Source organism: Ferrimonas kyonanensis DSM 18153 (genome assembly GCF_000425405.1).
GTDB lineage: Bacteria > Pseudomonadota > Gammaproteobacteria > Enterobacterales > Shewanellaceae > Ferrimonas > Ferrimonas kyonanensis.
On record NZ_AUDJ01000002.1, the window covers coordinates 210,310 to 226,945 of the forward strand.

A 16,636-nucleotide genomic window follows, 5' to 3' on the forward strand; every position below is an offset into this window, starting at 1 on the left:
CGTCATGGCGTTTCTGATTCGGTTACGTCGGTATTCGAACTTAAGCTACCGGATTCAACGGCTAAAAGCGATGCGGTGGCGGCTATTTCGTCGCTTGGCCCCAGACGGCGGCCAGTGCGTAGAGACCTGAATAAAAACTCGTTATGATTAGCTCACTTAGCTAATAACGGAAGCCGCCATGTCCGCGTCCATAGTTCCAGGCCTGTCGATCATTCATGCCAACCAGATGGAACCCCTTCGAACCTTGCTGGTGGAGTGGGTCCGGGCCCACCCTCTGGGGCCTTTGGAAAACGAGATTTTTTTGGTGCAGAGCAACGGCATGGCTCAGTGGCTCAAGTTGGCCCTGGCGTCGGAGCAGGGACTGGGGATTGCGGCGGCCATGGAGATGCAACTGCCGTCGCGGTTCCTGTGGCAGAGTTACCGGGCCGTACTGGGCGAGCAGGCGGTGCCGAAAGACTCACCCTACGACAAGCCGCAGCTGCGTTGGCGGCTAATGAAACTGTTGCCGCAGTTGCTGACTCAGCCGGTGTTTACGCCGCTGAAACAGTTTCTGCGTGACGACGGCGATTGCCGCAAACTGGACCAGCTGGCGGAGCAACTGGCGGATCTGTTTGACCAGTATCAGGTGTACCGGGCCGACTGGCTGGATGGCTGGGCTCGGGGCGACGACACCCTGCTGTCCGCCAGCGGCGAGGTAAGTGACATCGACGCCCCTCAGGCCTGGCAGCCGGCGTTGTGGCGGGCGGTGGTCAATGACATGACGCCTCAATGGCGCGACAGCAGCCGGGCCAGGCTGCATCAGAGTTTTATCGATGCCCTGGAGCAGGCGCCGCAGCGTCCGGCGGCGTTGCCTCGGCGGGTATTGGTGTTTGGCATCAGTGCCTTGCCTCAGCAGGCGGTGGAGTCGTTGAAAGCGCTGGCCAAGCATTGCCAGATACTGCTGTGCGTACAAAACCCCTGTCAGCATTTCTGGGCCGACATTGTCGAAGACCGTGAGCTGCTCAGGCGAGAGCTGGCCCGGGCCCGCCACAGCCGCAAGCCCGGCGCGCCGGCGGTGATCGACCTGGAATCGATGCATCAGCACGCCAACCCGTTGCTGGCCTCCTGGGGCAAGCAGGGGCGCGACTACATCGGCTTGCTGTATGGCATCGATGAGCCCGAGCAGTACCGGGACTATTTTCGTACCATTGATCTGTGGCAAAGCCCGTTGCCGGAGACATCGGCGCCCAGCCTGCTTAACCGGATTCAGCAGGGAATCTTCGATCTCGAGCCGATGCCTTCATCACCGCAGCCGCTGGCCATCGAGGACCGCTCGGTGGTGTTTCACCTGGCCCACAGCCGTCAGCGCGAGGTCGAGGTGCTGCACGATCAGTTGCTGCAACGGTTTAACGATCAAGCGGATTTAAGCCCCTCCGATATCATCGTGATGATGCCGGACGTGGATCTGTACGCCCCCCACATCGAGGCGGTGTTCGGTCACCTGGATTGGGACGACCCTCGCCACATCCCCTTTACCATTGCCGATCGCCCCGAACGGGGCCATCAGGTGGTGGTACTGGCCCTGGAGAAACTGCTGCACCTGTCGCAATCGCGGTTTGCGGTGTCGGAGTTGCTGGAGTTGTTGGCGGTGCCGGCGCTGCGGGCCCGGTTCGACATCGACGAGTCGCAACTGCCGCTGCTGGCCCGTTGGGTGGAGCAGGCCGGCGTTCGCTGGGGCCTGGACGGTCAGCAGCGCCAGAGTTTTCAGTTGCCGGGGCAGTTGGAGCAGAACACCTGGCGTTTTGGCCTGAAACGGATGCTGCTCGGCTACGCCGTAGGCCAGGGGGAAAACTGGCACGGCATCGAACCCCTGGATGAGGTGGGTGGCCTGGACGCGGCGCTGGTGGGCAAGGTCTGTCAGCTGATCGATGCGTTGGCGGATCTGTGGCAGCATCTGGGGCAGAGTCATACCCCGGCCCAGTGGAATCAGTTGCTGCGGTCGGCGGTGGCGGCGTTGTTCCTGCCGCAGGATGAGCAGGAAACCCTGTTGCTGGAGCGGATGCAGGATGCACTGGCTCAGTGGCTCAGCGCCTGTGACGACGCCGGGCTGGAGCAGGAATTGCCCATCACCGTGGTTCGCGAGGTTGCGCTGGCGCCCTTTGGCGACGAGGGGGTGTCACAGCGATTTTTGGCCGGTAAGGTCAACTTCTGCACCCTGATGCCGATGCGTGCCATTCCGTTCCAGCAGGTATGCCTGCTGGGAATGAACGACGGCGATTACCCCAGGAGCCGGCCACCGCTGGACTTCGACATGATGGCCCGTCCGGGCCAGTATCGGCCCGGGGACCGGTCCCGGCGCGAGGACGACCGCTACCTGTTTCTGGAAGCGCTGCTGGCCGCCCGCCAGCAGTTGTACATCAGCTACATTGGTCGCAATGTTCGCGATAACAGCGAGCGCACGCCGTCGGTGCTGGTAGGCCAGCTGCAGGACTACCTGTGCAGCGCCTTTAGCCTGGCCGACCAGGATGTGCTGGCGGCCCTGACCACGGTTCATCCGCTGCAGCCGTTTGCCCCGGCTTATTTTGATGATCAGCATTCGGCGCTGTTCTCCTACGCCAGTGAATGGCAGCAGGTGCACCATCAGCCATCGGCATCGGCGACCGACCCCGATGCGCGGCTGGCGGCGCTGTGCCGCGATGAGCCGTTGATGTTGTCTGAACTGCAGGGGTTGCTGGCGGATCCGGTACGCAGCTTCATGAATCAGCGCCTGGGGGTGTGGTTCGTTCAGGAGATGTCGGTCAGCGAGGATCTCGAACCCTTTGCCCTGGACGGTTTGCAGCGCTACCTGCTCAGGGACGAGCTGTTGCAGCAGCTGTACCTGTCCAATCCCGATCAGGCCAGAGACGCGCTGGAGATCACCGTCAGCAAGTTGGTTCGCCGTGGGCAACTGCCCATGAAGGGGTTTGCTGCCCTGGCCAGCCAGGATCTGGCCGAGCCGGCCTGGCAGGCGTATCAACACTATCAGCATTGCCTGCAGGGATTGACCCCGACCGAGGCGTCGCTGGAACTGCGCCACAGCCACAAAGAGCTGGTGCTGGAGGACTGGCTCACCGGCCTGTATCAGGACGCCGAGGGGCATTGGGTCCAGCTGCAGGTGCGTCCCGGCAATCTGGGGGGCAAATCTGGCCTGAAAAACCCGCTGCACCTGAATCGGCTCTATTGTGGTCACCTGGCGGCCAGCGCCTGCGACCATCCTATTACCAGTGTGCTGATTGGCAGCGACGGCGTCTGGCAACTGGCGCCGATGCCGGCTCAGCAGGCCAGGGAGCGACTGCAGCTGCTGATGACCCTGTACGCCGATGCCATGCGACAGCCGTTGCCAGTGGCACCGCGGGCGGCCTTTGCCTATCTGGCCGCCGACGGCGACCATCACGATCGTCTGCAGCAGGCGCAATCGGCCTATGAGCCGGGCTTCTTCGGCGGCGGCGATCTCGGCTACAGCCCCTACCTGGCACGCCAATATCCCGATTTTTCCCGTCTCGACGGCGACCGTTTTGCGGTGCTGGCCGAGGCGCTGTATCAACCCTTGCTCGACCTGGTCGAGCAGGTGGAGGTGTAGATGACCACAACACTGCAACCCCTGAGCTTTCCCCTGTCGGGCACCCGGCTGATTGAGGCCAGTGCCGGCACCGGCAAAACCTACACCATTGCCGCCCTGTATCTGAGATTGGTGCTGGGCCATGGCGGCGATCACAGCCACCCCAGCGGTGGCTTGATGCCGCCGGAAATTCTGGTGGTGACCTTTACCAACGCCGCCACCGAGGAGCTGCGAGACCGGATTCGCAAACGCTTGGTGGAGGGCGCACGCTGTTTCCGTGGCCAGCTGGCTGAGCCGGACCCGTTCCTGACCGGGCTGCGGAACAGCTACCCGGTTGACGCCCATCCGGGCTGTGCCCTGAAGCTGGAGCTGGCGGCGCAGATGATGGACCTGTCTGCCATCCATACCATTCACAGTTGGTGTCAGCGGATGCTGCGCGAGCATGCGTTTGACTCCGGCTCGCTGTTCAGCTTGGAGCTGCAGACCGATCTCAGCGGCCTGAGGCAGGAAGCGGTGCGCGATTACTGGCGAGGCCATTTCTACCCCATGACCAGCCAGGCGCTGCAGCCCATCTACGATCTGTATTCGACCCCGGCGGCGCTGGAAAAGGCGCTGATGCCGTTGCTGGGACGCGGCCTGAAAGGCCGTCCGCCGGCCGAGGTGGTGGAGCAGCAGTGTCAGGCGGTGGCGCACGCCAAGACGGTATGGCGACGGGAGTTTGAAACCGTCAGTGAGCAGATCCACGCCGCGTTGGCCGCCAAACTGGTGTCCAAAGCCAAGATCAAGCCGGTGTTGCTGGAGGAGATTCGCCGCTGGCTGGAAGACGATCGTCTCAGCCTGCCTCAGACCGCTGCAGGGAAACCCTCCAAGGCCTGTGAGCATTTTAGTCGCGAGGGGATTCAGGCGGCCTGCAACAAGGGTAAGAGCCTGGAGCCCAATCCGGCGTTCGAGGCGATGCAGGGGCTGGTGGATACCCTGGCATCGCTGGATCTTAAGCGCAATCTGCTGAGTCATGCCGCCGCCTGGGTGAGCGACCGCCTGGAGGCGGAGAAGCAGCGCCAGGCGGTGTTGGGATTCGATGATTTGATGCGTCACCTGGATGGGGCCCTGAGCGGCGACAACGGTCCGGCGTTGGCGCAGTTGATTCGTCAACAGTTTCCCGCGGCCCTGATCGATGAGTTTCAGGACACCGATCCGGTCCAGTACCGGTTGTTCCAGACCCTGTACCTGGACCAACCTCACTGTGCCCTGATGATGATTGGTGATCCTAAGCAGGCGATCTACGCTTTTCGCGGCGCCGACATTCACACCTATCTTCAGGCGCGCCGGGACACCGACGGCCGTCACTACACCCTGGGCACCAACTACCGCTCCACGGCGGGAATGGTGGCGGCGGCCAACTCGGTGTTTGAGCTGGCACAGGGGTACCCCCAGGGCCCGTTTCTGTTTGCCGACGAGATCCCCTTTATCAGTGTCGAGGCCAACGGCAAGTCGGATCGGCTGCTGATCGACGGGGAAGAGGTGAACGGCCTCAACCTGTGGCTGGATCCGGACAGTGAACCGGTGAACAAGGGCCGCTATCTGGAGCGTCAGGCCGAGGCGGCCGCCAGTGAGATGTGCCGTTTCCTGACCTTGTCCGCCCAGGGCCGGGCCGGCTTTGAGCGCAATGGCACCCTCACCCCTCTGAATGCTGCCGACATGGCGATTCTGGTGCGGGATTTTACCGAAGCCAAGGCGATTCGCACCGCCCTGGATCGTCGCGGCATCCGCAGTGTCTACCTGTCCGATAAGGACTCGGTCTACGCCAGCGCCGAGGCCCAGGATCTGTTGTTGATTCTGCAGGCGGTGGTGGCACCGGAGCAAGAGCGGCGGATTCGCGCCGCCCTGGCCTGTCTGACTCTGGGCATGGACTGGGCGACCCTCGACCGTCTCAATGGGGATGAACATCAATGGGATAACCTGGTGGAGCAGTTTCGTGGCTACCAGCAGCACTGGCACAACAAAGGGGTACTGTCGATGGTGCGCCGGTTGATGGCCGATTACGGCATCGCCAACCGATTGATGCACGAGGGGGGCGGCGAGCGCAGCCTGACCAACCTGTTGCACCTGGCAGAGTTGATGCAAGCGGCGTCGGCCACCGTGGACGGCGAACTGGCGCTGTTGCGATTGCTGGCGGAACAGATCGAGTCCGGCCAGGGTGACGACGACCAGATCCTGCGCCTGGAGAGCGATGCCGAGTTGGTGCAGGTGGTGACCATTCATAAATCCAAAGGCTTGGAGTACCCGCTGGTGCTGTTGCCGTTTGTGTTTGGCTTTCGCCAGGCGGCGGCCCGGGACGGGCTGCTGACCTACCGCGACCGCGACGGCCACAATGCGGTGGCGTTCAACCCGGAGCCGCAGGCCATCGAGCAGGCGGAGCACGAGCGGTTGGCGGAAGATTTACGGCTGTTGTACGTGGCCCTGACCCGACCGGTGTATGCCTGTTTCCTGGGGCTGGCGCCGGTGAAGCTGGGGCGGACCGGCAAACGGGACAGCAGCGATCTGCACCACAGTGCCCTGGGGTATCTGCTGGGTCAGGGAGAGCCCATGGACGCCCATGATTTGGCCGCCCGCCTGCAGGAGTTGGTGTGCCCGGGACAGACGTTGCTAAGCCCGTTGCCCGCGGTGACCGAGATGCTGTGGCAAGAGGTCGGTGTGGATGCCGACACGCTGTGCGCCAGGACGCCTAAGCGGCGCGTGCCGTCCGGTTGGCGTGTAGGCTCTTACTCGGCCCTGTTGCATGGCATGAGCCATCATCGAGATGGTACCGATACCGATGCCGGTGGAGCACAGAGTCGCATCGGCGAGTTGATGGCCGAGCAGGACGTGTCACTGCCTCAGGAGCCAGAGCCAGACAGCATTCACGCTTTCCCCCGTGGGGCCGGCCCCGGAACCTTCTTGCACGACTGGCTGGAGTGGATCGCCAACCAGGGGTTTGATCGCTACAGCCCCGATGCGCTGTCGCAGGAGTTGCAACAGCGTTGCGATCACAAGGGCTACGAGTCGTGGCCGCCGGTGCTGCAGCCCTGGGTGACCTCGGCCCTGGCCCAGCCGATGCGGTTACCCGCCGGCGCCGAACAGTCGCAGCAGGTGGCACTGTGCCAGCTGGGCAGCGTGGTGGCGGAGATGGAGTTTTGGTTTGCCGTGCATGATCTGGATGTGGCCCGGCTGGACAGACTGGTGCGCGAGCATCTGTGGCCCGGTTTGCCCAGACCCACCCTCAAGCCCCAACAGCTGCACGGCATGCTCAAGGGGTTTATCGATCTGACCTTTGAACATCAGGGACGCTTTTACGTGGCCGATTACAAATCCAATTACCTGGGGCCGGACGACAGCGCGTATTGCTTTGAAGCGATGCAGGAAGCGATGCTGTCCCATCGCTACGATCTGCAGCTGGCCCTGTACACCCTGGCTTTGCACCGGCTGTTGAAAACCCGCCTGGCGGATTACGACTATCAGCGCCACCTTGGAGGCGGGGTGTACCTATTCCTTCGCGGCATGGGGGCGGCCGAGGCCGACTTCGGCAACGGGGTGATCGCCCTTAAGCCAGATCAAGCGTTGGTGGACGCCATGGACGCCCTGTTTCACGGAGAAACCGCATGAGACCGGAACAGCTGTTTGACGCGTTGAATGAGTATGTGCTCGAGGGCTGGTTGCGACCACTGGATCTGGCTCTGGCGAGGTTGTTGCTGGAGCAGGAACCCCAGACTTCGGCACAGGTACTGTTGGCCGCTGTTTGGGCCAGCCACCAGTTGGGACGGGGTCATCTTTGTCTGGACATTGAGCAGTTGCTGAGTCTGCCTCAGCAGGTACTGGCGTTGCCTCCGGAAGGACGGAAACCGACCCAGCTGCCGCTGCCGTCGGCGCTGATGGCCCAGTGGTCGCCTCAGTCCTGGTTGCCGGCGCTGACTCAGGCCGCGGTGGTGTCGGTCGACGGTCGGGATCAGGATTGCAGCCGGCCACTGGTGCTGAGCCAGGGGCGACTCTATCTGCGTCGCTACTTCCGTTATGAATGTCAGGTTGCTCAGGGGCTGGCGGACCGGTTGACGCCACTGACGGTGGAGGCCGAGGCGCTGCGGTCTCAGCTGCAGTCGCTGTTTGCGCCGCTGAAATCGGAATCGGAGCAGCGGGGCGATGAGGTGCACTGGCAGAGTGTGGCGGCAGCGCTGGCGTGCCGCAGTCGCTTTACGGTGATCTCCGGCGGGCCGGGTACCGGCAAGACCACCACCGTGGTGCGCCTGCTGGCGGCGCTGCAACAGTTAGCCATGGACAGCGGCACCGCGCTGCGAATCAAGTTGGCGGCCCCGACGGGCAAAGCGGCGGCGCGGCTGTCGGAGTCATTGTCTGGTGCAATAAGTCAGTTGCCGCAAGCGGTGGCCGCAGCGATACCCACTCAGGTCAGTACCCTGCACAGGCTGCTGGGCTCGCGCCCGGACAGCCGTCAGTTTAAACACCATCAAGGCAACCCCCTGCACCTGGACCTGCTGGTGGTGGACGAAGCCTCGATGGTGGATCTGGAGATGATGGCGGCGCTGCTGGCGGCGTTGCCGCCCCAGGCCAGGCTGATTTTGTTGGGTGACAAAGACCAGCTGGCGTCGGTGGAAGCGGGCGCGGTGCTGGGGGATCTGTGCGAGCAGGCCGCTCAGCCGCGTTACTGGCCAGCCACCACCGATTATCTTTACAGCCACAGTGGTTATCAACTCCAAGATTGGCAGGGGCCGGGCACGGCACTGGAGCAACAGATTGCGTTGCTGAGAAAGAGTCATCGCTTCGATGCCGACAGTGGCATCGGCCATCTGGCCCAGGCGGTGAACGACGGCCAGCCAGATCGGGCCAATGCCCTCTGGCATCAAGGCTGGCGGGATCTGCTGCAGCGGCGCCTGACCGCTGCCGACGACAGCTACCTGGAACGGCTGTGCATCGACGGCGAAGGGGAGCCACAAGAGGCGCAGCGGCGCGCCATGGAGTCAGGCTGCAGCCCTCGGGGCTATGGCCATTACCTCGGTGAAATGCATCAAGGGCTAGCCAGCCTGGAGCCACTGGCAGCTCAATGCCAGTCGCCCTCGCAGTGGCAGGCGCTGTTTGCCCGACAAGAGCAATGGATCAAATCGCTGCTTAAGGCGTTTGGTCAGTTCCAGCTTCTGTGTGCGGTGCGTGACGGCGATTACGGCGTCAGCGGCCTCAACCAGCGCATCGCCTCAGCCCTGTGCCGGCGTGGCTTGATCAGTCAGGCCAGCGGTTGGTACGCCGGCCGACCGGTCATCCTGAGTCGTAATGACTACGGCCTTAAGCTGATGAACGGCGATGTGGGGCTGTGTCTGCCGGTGTGGGATGAGCAGGGACAACGACGGCTGAGAGTGGCGTTTCTGACCGCCGAGGGCGGGGTGAAAACCGTTATGCCGAGTCGCCTTTCCAGTGTCGAGACCGTGTACGCCATGACGGTGCACAAATCACAGGGGTCGGAGTTTGCTCACACCGCCATGGTGCTGCCGGCCAGCGACAGCCCCATCCTGACCCGGGAGTTGGTGTATACCGGCATTACCCGGGCCCGTCACTGGTTTACGCTGTTGACGCCGACACCGCGACTGTTTGTCGCCGCCATTGGCCGGCGCACGGTACGGGCGTCGGGACTGTCGCAGCGGCTGGCGTCGTTAACCTCCTTAGAGTGACGACACCCTGTCGGTGGTAAAGCGATCGGTGTCCTGTTGCAGGGCGTCGGATAACCGGTGCAGCTGCCGACATTGCCGGGCGACGGCATCCGCCACTTCCGCCACCCGCTGACCGGCGCTGTCTATTTGCGACAGTCCCTCGGTGAGTTCATCGGTGGCCTGGGATTGCTCCCGGCAGGCCTGGGCGATGGACGCCAGCTGGTCGACGGAGTGGTGGCAATGATCGACAATGCTGCCAAAGGCCGCTTCGGTGTGGCGGGCCACTTCGCTGCCCCAGTCCATCTTGTCCCGGTTGCCCTGCACCAGTTGCCGGGTTTTGGCGGCGGCGTCGGCACTGCGGGCCGCCAGGCTGCGGACCTCCTCCGCCACTACCGAGAAGCCCCGTCCGTGCTCACCGGCCCGAGCCGCTTCGATGGCGGCGTTGAGGGCGATGAGGTTGGTTTGTTCAGTAATGGCGGTGATCTCCTCCATGATGGTGGCAATCTGCTCGCCGCTGCTGCGAATGGCGGCCATGGCATTGAGCAGATCCTGCATCTGTTGGTTGCCCGCTTGTGCCTGAGTCAGGGCCACCTGGGCCTGGCCATTCATTTTTTCGCTGGAATCGGCCGTGACTCGTACCTGACCGTCGATCTGCTGCAGGGCGGCACTGATGGAGGAGATGGAGGCGAACTGCTCGGTGGCACTGTCTGACAGGGTGCGGGCATCGTTGTCCAGAGTCTGGCTGGTGGTGCCGATCTCGCGGCCGCTGCGCTGTACCGCCCCGACCAGCTCCCGCAGTTGCGCCTGCATCTCCTTCAGCGCCGTGCCGAGTCGATCCCGGGACGACAGACAGACGATGGTGCTGCTGAGATCGCCAGTGGCGATGGCATCGGCGGCGCGCGCCTGGCTGCGCTGGCTGTCGATCAGTTGATGCAGGTCCGTGGCCATCAACCCCAGCTCATCCTGACGTCGCAGCAACCGTGCCCAGGCGCTGGCATTCAGGTGACTCAACGCGATGTCACCGGCGGCCAGATCCCGCACCGCCATGGCCATGGTCTGCAGTCCGCCAGTGATCAGTCGAACCAGCCACAGCACCACAGCGGTGATCACCAGGATGGCCCCCAAGGCCACCGCCATTGCCGAGGAGGTCATGTCGTTTCGGCTCTGTTGGAAGACGGCATCGGTGGTGGCACTGACGATGTACCAGCCGGTTCGTGACTCCCGTTCCACCCATCCGAGGTAGTCGATACCGGCGTCGTCAAAGGCTTGCAGGCCGGGGTGTTGGCACAGGCTGGCCAGTGCCCGAGGCTGCTCCTGGACCTCAGCCAGCCTCGGGTGCGCCAGCGGTGCGCACCGGGACGACAGCACAAAGCTGTAGGCGTTGCTGTCTACGCTGCTGGCGTCGACATAGTCGCGATAGAAGTGTTGCAGCGACACACTGAGAAACAACAGATGCTGCTCCAGCGGCAGGGCAAAACTGACCAGCAGTTGGCCGTCAACCCGGCTGGGGCGGGGTTCGGAAATCACCAGTCGTTGCTGCTCGCGGGCCAGCTGAACGTAGTCCAGTGCGGCGTAACTCTGGCCGATCCGTCCCGGGTTGCTGGCGGCGATGGCGATCCCTTGTGGCGACAACAGGGCGATATTTCTCAGCTTGAAGCTGGTTTTGATGGTTTTTAGGTGTTCAGACAGGGCTGGGCGCTTTTCGGCATCGGTGAGGGCATCGAACAGGTAGGGGCTTTGAGCCAGTGATTGCAGCAGTTGCTGTTGCTGCAGCACCCAGTTGCTGATGTTGTTGCTGACCAGTTCACCTCGGGCGGTTATGGCGTTCTCCATCGCATGGTTGAGGTGTTCAACGCCGATCCTGGTAGTGACGAAACTGCTGAGGACAAACCCCAGGATCAGTACTGGCAGCAGCAGTAGGGCAAAGCGTTTCCCCAGAGATAATCGGTGTGGAGTCATGATGATGTCCTTTATCAGTAAAGCCACAAGTGTACGAATAGGTATAAACTTTTTAGTGATAATACCCTGAATGGCGGCACAAACCTGAATCTGGCGCAAACAATCGGTGAAAATCGCCCTGGTGGTACCGGCCTGTGACTGGGATCTGTTTTTTATTCTCAGGCTTCGGGGCGCGTCAGTGCTGAGGAACTAATCAATCAATACAAACTCTTACTAATTACCTTCGTCGTGGGGGCCTAAGCCGGTTGGCGGCACCGACGAGAGCTGATAATTTTCCATCTCTGAATTTTTCGAATGGGGGCCAGGGATGGCCGCCAGGAACGCACACATGATCAAAATCTCCGGCCTGTCCAAGCGCTACGCCATGGGCGACAGCACAGTGGACGCCTTAAATGACGTCAATCTCAGCATTGATGAGGGTGAATTTGTTGCCATCATGGGGCCGTCGGGCTCCGGTAAGTCCACTTTGATGAACCTGATTGGCTGCCTGGATCAACCCAGTGACGGCCATTACCTGCTGGCCGGTCAGCCTGTTGACCAGCAGGACGACGCCGTCTTGTCCCAAATACGTAATGAGCGCATCGGTTTTGTGTTTCAGAGCTTTCATCTGCTGCCACGCATGACGGCTCTGGACAACGTGATGTTGCCGCTGCGTTATCGACGCAGCGCCGGCGATGCCCGGGCAGATTTCGAGCGAGCCAGGCAGTTGCTGACCCGGGTCGGTCTGGGCGACCGGCTGAATCACCGCCCTAACCAGTTGTCCGGTGGTCAGCGTCAGCGCGTAGCCATTGCCCGGGCGTTGATCAATCAGCCGGCCATTTTGCTGGCTGACGAACCCACCGGTGCGCTGGACAGCCGCACTTCCGACGACATCCTGGCCCTGTTTAAAGAACTCAATGCCCAGGGCCAGACCGTGGTGCTGGTTACCCATGAAGAGGAGGTGGCCCGCCATGCCAGACGGATCGTATGGATGCGTGACGGTCGCATTGAGAAGCTGGAGGGCGGTGCCAATGATGCGGCTTAGTGGGTTGCTGCTGGTTCTCATGGTCTCTCCGGCGCCGCTGCTGGCCCAGGCCCAGTCGTTGCTGCTCACCGGCGAGGTCAGTTCCTCTCAGGCTCAGAGCCTGACGGTCCCCAGGGCCGGCCGGGCCTGGCGCTATCAGATTCAATGGATGGCGCCGGAGGGAGAGATGGTCCGCGCCGGTGATCCTGTGGTGGTGTTTGACAAGAGTGGCGTGTCGGGGCAGATCGATCAGTTTCAGGCGGCGCTGATTCGTGTGGATGCGGCGGTGCAGGCCAAGCAGGTGGAGCTGAAACAGCAGCGGTTACAGGCCGAGTTTGAGGTGACCGAGAAGCGATTGTTGAGGGAGAAGGCGCAGCTGGACGCCGAGGTTCCGGCGGACTTTCAAAGCCCCAAGGAGTATGCCGACAAGCAGTTTGAGCTGATGAAGGCCGGCGCCGAACTGGCGAAATCGAAACGGGCGCTGGCGGAGGTTGAGCGGGCGTCGTTGGAGGAGATGCGAAAGCTCACCATCGATCGGGATAAAGCGCAGCTGGAGCTCAGCAATGCCGAACAACTGATGACTAACCTCGAATTGACCGCTAACCACGATGGGCCGATGATCTACGCCCGTCAGCCTTGGGACGGAGCTAAGACCGAAGTTGGGGATACGGTCCAGGTCGGAACCCAGGTGGCAACCATTCCCGGCGTCGACGGCCTGCAGGTGCAGGCCTGGGCCAATGAGGTGGACATCGATCGGGTCAAGGTCGGTATGGACGCGCAACTGACTCTGGATGCCAGGCAGGATCGGCAATTGAGCGGAACCGTGACTAAGGTGGCTCTCAAAGCCGAGCGCCGCCATGGCTGGGGCGAAAGCAATTGGTTTTTGGTCAATGTGGCCCTGAACCAGGGCGAATCGGTAACGCTGGTGCCCGGAATGAGCGTACTGGTGGCGCTGGAGGTGAGCCAATGAGAGTTGGATTGATGGCCGCCATGCTGGTTCTGCTGTGTGCCTGTCAGCCTCAGCCGGTCACGGAGACGCCTGAGACGGCGACGGTGGAAACGCCGATTCAGGTCAGCGGTGAGCTGGTGTCGGTCGATTCGCTGGGGGTATCGCCTCCGCCGGTCCGTCGCCAATGGCAGTATCAGATTAAGTATCTGGCGCCGGAAGGAAAGCCCATTGCCAAAGGGGAGCTACTGGTGGTTCTGGACGCCTCGGATCTGGAGCAGAGGCTGCAACTGCGTCAGGCGGATCTGGATGAGGTGCAACAGGACATCGAAACCTCGACCCTTCGCAATGAGAAGCAACTGCAGGAGCTGAAGCTGCAACTGGCCGAAGCCAAGATGAATCAAGAGAAAGCCCTGAGAAAGTACCAGATACAGGACGACAGCGTGGCGGCGCTCGAGCGGAAGAAATACCGCCGTGATGCCGACATCGCCGAGGCCAGGGTGGCGCTGATCGAACAAAAGCTGGTGCTGGAGCGGCAGGGCGTGCGACAGCGACTGGCGATGTTGGAGGGGGACCGTCAGCGTTGGCAGGCCCAGGTGAATCAGCTGAGCGCCGACATTGGACGCATGACCATCGTCGCGCCAAGGGCCGGCATGGTGGTGGTTGGCACCTCCATGGAGGGGGCAAAGCTCAAGCCCGGTGCCTCGGTGTACGCCGGTGATGACATTGTGCGCTTGCCGGATCTGTCGAAGATGGCGGTGCAGTTGGCCATTCCCGAGGTCGAGGCCCGCCGGGTCAACAAGGGTCAAAAGGTGAAAATTAAACTCGACGCCAGCCCGGAGCGGCCGTTCTACGGTCAACTGACCGACATCAGCCCGGTATTCCGGCGCAAGAATCAGGAGGTGCCTGTGGTGGTGTTTGATGCCCTGGCGACCATCGATACCCCGGATCCTCAGTTGATGCGCCCGGGCATGACCGCCAAAGTGGAGATACTGCCGTGAGGAACGCCGCAATCATGATGTTGGCCCTGGGCCTGTTGGGTGGCTGTGGTCAACCGCAGCGGGACGCGGTGCTGACGGTGACCGTGACCCCGGGGCCGTTTGAACATCGAATCGATGCCCGCGGGCAGCTGGAGCCCGCCACGGCGGTGTCGGTATCGGTGCCGTCGTCGCTGCGTGGCCCGCAGAGCTTGTCCTGGGTGGCAGATAACTTCACCCCGGTAACACAAGGGCAGGTGGTGGCCAGGCTCGATGCCAGTCGTCAGCAGTTGGATGCCAGAATGGCTCAGTTTGAGATCGACAAGTTGGTGATCGACGGCCTGCTTCAACAGGGAAAAGACGGCAACTTGCTGGATGAGATCGATACTGGCCAGGTTGTGACCCGTCGGGAGCGAGAGTTGGCAGAGCGGTTCTTCAGTGACGATCCACGGGTCTATTCCCGCATCGAGGTGATCGACAACATGCGCAATAAGGGCTACCTGGATGCCAAACTGGGCTACCTGGAGTGGGACCTGGGTGAGCAGAGCCATCGTTCGGCGGCGGAGCAGCAGCTGATCGAGCTTAAGCAACGGGGTCATAAGGCCAAGGTGGACCGGGCTCAGGGCAACCTGAAAAAGATGGAGGTCGTGGCCCCTGCCGATGGACTGTTTGTACTCAGCAGCGGCTTCAGGGGCCGCCCGGTGGTCAGTGGTGATACCGTCTGGTCAGGAATGTCCATCGGCCAGATCCCGGACCTGTCGCGGATGGAAGCCAGAATGTATGTGCTGGAGTCCGAAGCCGCGGGCCTGGCGGTCGGGCAGTCGGTGAAGCTGTACCTGGATGCCTACCCGCAGCGGATGATTCAGGGCACCATCACCCAGGTGGATACTCTGGCCAAACCCAGGGAGGACAATTCACCGGTGAATTACTTTGGTTTTACCGTGGCGCTGGCTCACACCGATACCGAGGTGATGTTTCCCGGACGGGAGTTGACCGGTCAGGTTGAGGTGGAGCGCCAAAAGCAGGTGATCAGTGTGCCCAATCAATCGCTGTATCAGAAAGACGGTCGTCGCTGGGTGTATTTGCAGCAGGGAGACCGATTTGTCGAGCGCACGGTCACCACCGGAGCCCGCAGTGTCAACCGTACGGTCATTGTCGATGGGCTCGGTGACGGCGATGCCATCGCATTGGTGAAGCCCAGGGAGGTGCGCCAATGATGGGGTGGAGTGAAATTCGTCAGGCTCTGGGACAGATGGTGCACCACAAACTGCGTACCGGGTTAACCTTGCTGGGGATGATCTTTGGGGTCGGAGCCGTGATTGCCATGCTCAGTATTGGCGAAGGGGCGGAGCGGGAAGCGCTGTCGATGATCGAGTCGATGGGGCTGCGTAACGTTGTGGTGGAGAGCCGCCCCAGTGAAGGCGAGGCGCGCAAGTCGGTGCGCGAACACAGTGTTGGTCTGTCGCTGGGAGACGTCCACAGCGCCCTGGATACCCTGACCTTCATTGACGACTGGAGTGCGGAAAAGCAGGTCAGGGTGTTTACCCTGTTCAGCCGCCACGGCCGCAGCGATGCCCGGGTCAGTGGGGTGACACCCAGCCACTTCGGTCTGGCCAGTATGAACCTGGAAAACGGGCGCTTTTTTACCGAGGCGGAGGACCGTCATTATCGTCAGGTGGCGGTGCTGGGCCCCGAAGCCGCCCAGGGGCTGTTTCCCTCTGGTGAGGCCATCGGTCAGCGCATCAAGGTCAATCACCAGTGGTTCGAAGTGGTGGGCGTGCTGGCAGATAAGGGGCAGCAGAAGTCGAAAATCGAAGGGGTTAAACTGGGGGGCGAGCGCAATCAGGTGTTTATTCCCCTACATACCGCACTGAAAAAACTGGCGTTTAAGCCGCTTGATGATCAATTGGATGCAGTGAAGCTGCAACTGGGTCCCGGCATCGATGCGCCGTTGGCGGCGGCCAGCATCGATCATTTGTTGTCGCGTCGCCACGGCGGTGAGTTTGATTACCAGGTGGTGGTGCCGGCGGACTTGCTGGCGCAATACCAACAGACGCAACGGATCTTCAATATTGTGATGGCCTGCGTGGCGGGAATTTCGTTGTTGGTCGGTGGCATCGGCATTATGAACATCATGCTGGCCACGGTGATGGAGCGCACCACCGAGATTGGCCTGTTGCGAGCTTTGGGGGCCACCAAGGCCGACATCGCCCGTCAGTTTATCATCGAGTCGCTGGTGATTGCCGCTTCTGGCGGCCTGATCGGCATCGTCGCCGGCATGTTGTTGTCACTGGTGATCGGGGCGTACGCCGACTGGCAGGTGGCCTGGTCGGCCTATTCACTGTTGCTGTCGGTGGGGGTCTGCATGATCATCGGGGTATTGTTCGGTTGGTACCCGGCCAAAAAGGCCGCCGGACTGGATCCCATCGTGGCTCTGCAACGAGACTAAGCGACGCAAGCACAAGGAAAAGATGTCGATTTGATGAT

The 16,636-nt window shown here is 61.9% G+C and carries 9 protein-coding genes; 8 read left to right on the top strand and 1 reads right to left on the bottom strand.

All coding sequences use genetic code 11. From position 1 onward, the window contains the following. The first annotated feature begins 178 nt into the window (after positions 1–178). From recC to recD, 3 genes are read left to right on the top strand one after another with little or no spacing between them, the layout of a single operon-like run. The gene (gene recC / locus H598_RS0103575; RefSeq protein WP_028111778.1) at positions 179–3,598 is read left to right on the top strand and encodes an exodeoxyribonuclease V subunit gamma; all 3,420 of its coding nucleotides are present in this window, start codon (positions 179–181) and stop codon (positions 3,596–3,598) included. Further along, complete coding sequence (gene recB / locus H598_RS0103580) at positions 3,599–7,219, top strand: exodeoxyribonuclease V subunit beta (RefSeq protein WP_028111779.1); 3,621 nt, start codon at positions 3,599–3,601, stop codon at positions 7,217–7,219. Then, positions 7,216–9,285, top strand: a complete 2,070-nt coding sequence (gene recD, locus H598_RS0103585; protein WP_028111780.1) for an exodeoxyribonuclease V subunit alpha — start codon at positions 7,216–7,218, stop codon at positions 9,283–9,285. The genes recB and recD overlap by 4 nt, the downstream gene beginning before the upstream one ends. Here recD and H598_RS25425 read toward each other — a convergent pair. Further along, entirely contained in the window at positions 9,277–11,223 is a 1,947-nt protein-coding gene (locus H598_RS25425; protein WP_028111781.1) for a methyl-accepting chemotaxis protein, read from the bottom strand. The genes recD and H598_RS25425 overlap by 9 nt on opposite strands. A 328-nt stretch (positions 11,224–11,551) precedes the next feature. Between H598_RS25425 and H598_RS0103595 the strand changes: the two genes are divergently transcribed. Genes H598_RS0103595 through H598_RS0103615 form a run of 5 tightly spaced genes read left to right on the top strand, consistent with a single transcriptional unit; the run spans position 11,552 to position 16,598 of the window. Continuing rightward, positions 11,552–12,247 carry an ABC transporter ATP-binding protein gene (locus tag H598_RS0103595; RefSeq protein WP_028111782.1) on the top strand — a complete coding sequence of 232 codons (696 nt, stop codon included), beginning with the start codon at positions 11,552–11,554 and terminating at the stop codon, positions 12,245–12,247. After that, positions 12,234–13,196, top strand: coding sequence for an HlyD family secretion protein (locus H598_RS23235; RefSeq protein ID WP_051252352.1), 963 nt, complete (start codon positions 12,234–12,236; stop codon positions 13,194–13,196). The genes H598_RS0103595 and H598_RS23235 overlap by 14 nt, the downstream gene beginning before the upstream one ends. Further along, positions 13,193–14,173: an HlyD family secretion protein gene (locus tag H598_RS23240; protein WP_084144306.1), complete on the top strand. Its 981-nt coding sequence runs from the start codon at positions 13,193–13,195 to the stop codon at positions 14,171–14,173. Before H598_RS23235 ends, H598_RS23240 begins: the two co-directional genes overlap by 4 nt. A 14-nt stretch (positions 14,174–14,187) precedes the next feature. Continuing rightward, positions 14,188–15,366, top strand: a complete 1,179-nt coding sequence (locus tag H598_RS0103610) for an efflux RND transporter periplasmic adaptor subunit (RefSeq protein WP_035415202.1) — start codon at positions 14,188–14,190, stop codon at positions 15,364–15,366. Beyond that, a complete protein-coding gene (locus tag H598_RS0103615) occupies positions 15,363–16,598 on the top strand; it encodes an ABC transporter permease (RefSeq protein WP_028111783.1) in 1,236 nt (411 codons plus the stop codon). Before H598_RS0103610 ends, H598_RS0103615 begins: the two co-directional genes overlap by 4 nt. Positions 16,599–16,636: the final 38 nt, after the last annotated feature.

Bases quoted from the DNA above. Each gene is read 5' to 3' on its own strand.
- H598_RS0103595 (WP_028111782.1), top strand. From the start codon at position 11,552: ATGATCAAAATCTCCGGCCTGTCCAAGCGCTACGCCATGGGCGACAGC.
- H598_RS23235 (WP_051252352.1), top strand. From the start codon at position 12,234: ATGATGCGGCTTAGTGGGTTGCTGCTGGTTCTCATGGTCTCTCCGGCG.
- recD (WP_028111780.1), top strand. From the start codon at position 7,216: ATGAGACCGGAACAGCTGTTTGACGCGTTGAATGAGTATGTGCTCGAG.
- H598_RS0103610 (WP_035415202.1), top strand. From the start codon at position 14,188: ATGATGTTGGCCCTGGGCCTGTTGGGTGGCTGTGGTCAACCGCAGCGG.
- H598_RS23240 (WP_084144306.1), top strand. From the start codon at position 13,193: ATGAGAGTTGGATTGATGGCCGCCATGCTGGTTCTGCTGTGTGCCTGT.
- recB (WP_028111779.1), top strand. From the start codon at position 3,599: ATGACCACAACACTGCAACCCCTGAGCTTTCCCCTGTCGGGCACCCGG.
- H598_RS0103615 (WP_028111783.1), top strand. From the start codon at position 15,363: ATGATGGGGTGGAGTGAAATTCGTCAGGCTCTGGGACAGATGGTGCAC.
- recC (WP_028111778.1), top strand. From the start codon at position 179: ATGTCCGCGTCCATAGTTCCAGGCCTGTCGATCATTCATGCCAACCAG.
- H598_RS25425 (WP_028111781.1), bottom strand. From the start codon at position 11,223: ATGACTCCACACCGATTATCTCTGGGGAAACGCTTTGCCCTACTGCTG.